This window comes from Pseudarthrobacter sp. MDT3-1, assembly GCF_054510755.1.
This window is the reverse complement of record NZ_JBTNDX010000069.1, coordinates 1-2,058: the sequence shown is the minus strand read 5'-3', so window position 1 is coordinate 2,058 and position 2,058 is coordinate 1. Positions and strand designations below refer to the sequence as shown.

Sequence of the window (2,058 nt, the reverse complement as noted above, 5' to 3'; positions counted from 1 at the left end):
TACGTCGTGTTTGCGGTCAGGTCAGCAGTCGGGTTCAACGTCGCAACGTTGCCCGTGCTGCTGTACGTCACAGCGGCCGGCACCGTCGTTGTCCCCGCCTTCAGCGTGAACGTGCTCGAGGTGACGGTCGAGGCATCCATCGCCTCCGAGAACGACCCCGTCACATTCGCTGTCACCGCCACACCAGTCGCACCATCAGTCGGAGACGTACCCGTCACCGTCGGAGCCGTCGTATCACCACCACCACCACCGCTGGGGTCGTAGGAGTGCCAGTACCGGCTCGTGGCGTTCACATCGGCGAGCAACAGCAGACCGCTGTTGGCCGTGCCCCGCGCCGCGCTGTTGAGGTTCTGCTTCGTTGACGTCACGTTGTGGACATACTGGTCGGCGTCCACGATACGAGCCGTCTTCGCGGTGGTGAAGTTGATGTTGTCCAGCGGCGAGGACTTCTCGTAGATCGCACCCCCCGAGGAAGTGCAGACACCGGCGTTCGTCGTGCCACTCGGCTTCGGATAGGTAGCGAAGGTACGCAGTCTCTGCGTGCTCTCATCAATCAGGACGATCACCCGGTTCGGGCACTCCGACACAGGCGCGATCGGGTGCGCCGACCAGGTCGTGCCATTCAATGCCAACAGCTGGATCAGCGGCTGAGGCGCCGACGTGAACGACGTCTTGACGGCGGCGAAAACCCGGTCACCCGAGGAGTCCAGCCACTTCAAGTTCATATGGTCATCAGCGCTGCGCTGCCCCGACACCGCCGCCACAGGAGTGCTCCATCCGGTGTTCGGGGCTCCGCCGACACTGTCGGCACGGTAGCTCCAGTACATGCCGTCGGTGGAGCCACCGACCTGCCGGCTCCACATCAGACCCATCTTGCCGGGTCCGAACGCGATCACAGCCGACGTGTCGTCCACAGACACGTTGCTCAACGACGCAGGATGCGGGAACGGCGTGCCCCAGGTCTTGCCATCCGTGCCGGTGGCGTTCAGATAGATCCGGTTCCCCTGCTGCCACGTGGCCCACACCCGACCCGTCGAGTCCTTATCGATGGTCAGGGCCTCTACGCGGTAGTTGTTGATGTTTGTAGGACTCTGCGCCAGCAGCGAGTACGTCTTCGTACTCGAGCTATAACTGTAACGTCGCATCGTCGTTGGGAAGCCCGGCTCAGCCGGCACACCGTCGTTGACGAACCGATAGCTCGCCACATACAACGTCGTCCCGTCCCACAACACGTCATGATGAGTGTTCGCCCGCGTGTCCGTCGCCACACCCGTATCGACCCACGAGCTCGACGCGGCATTGAACCGGAAGATATGAAAATCCGAGCTGGAAGTGTCCCACAGGTTCCCCCACCAGAGCCCGTCGTTGAACCACAACCCGCTCGTCGCCCGCTTCGTACCCGTCGGCGTCCCCGTCCCCGAATGCGACGGACCCTCAACCCCAACATCACCCGGAGCAGCCGACGCCGCAACCGGCACCACCAGAACACCACCCAGCGCAAGCAGCAGCGCTGTCAGCAGTGCATGGAGCCGCAGATTCCGCGACCCGCGTAGACGAAGACCAGCCGAGCGACCACCTCCCCGCCTTACGCATAGGGTGCTAAGGACGAGTGCCTGGCTTAGCCACTTGACGGGCCTATTTATCTTCATGGCTGATCTCCTGGGTTCTTGGATGTCACGCCTGAACTCCGCATATACGTCGACAGAAACGACGGCAGAAGCCCTAGGCCACAAGCGTAGGAGCGCCCAATGAGGCGCACAATGACAGCCCTGTACCTAATAATTACTGTGTTCCCAATACCCCATACCTAAAGAATTCGCCCGTTGGTAAATCCCTGTACTTACGAACAGTCAGCGGGAGTGCTCTTAAAAGCGAGTACTGACTACTCGTGATAGCTCATGGAGCGCAACGTAGGCTCTTTGCACGGCCAGAGTCAATGGCAATGAATGAGAGCTGGGCCAGAGACCAGACCCATGACCGGATGTAGCGCTAGTGCCGCGCCCGACTTCCGAGCCGAGTGCGGAGTTGACTAAATCCGCAAGCGTCATGAAGTGGTGA

1 protein-coding gene is annotated in these 2,058 nt (G+C 61.2%); it reads right to left on the bottom strand.

What is annotated here, in order from left to right:
• The coding region (locus tag ACX80X_RS21110) for an Ig-like domain-containing domain (RefSeq protein ID WP_459313309.1) at positions 1-1,376 on the bottom strand (1,376 nt) is incomplete at its 3' end.
• Positions 1,377-2,058 lie beyond the last annotated feature (682 nt).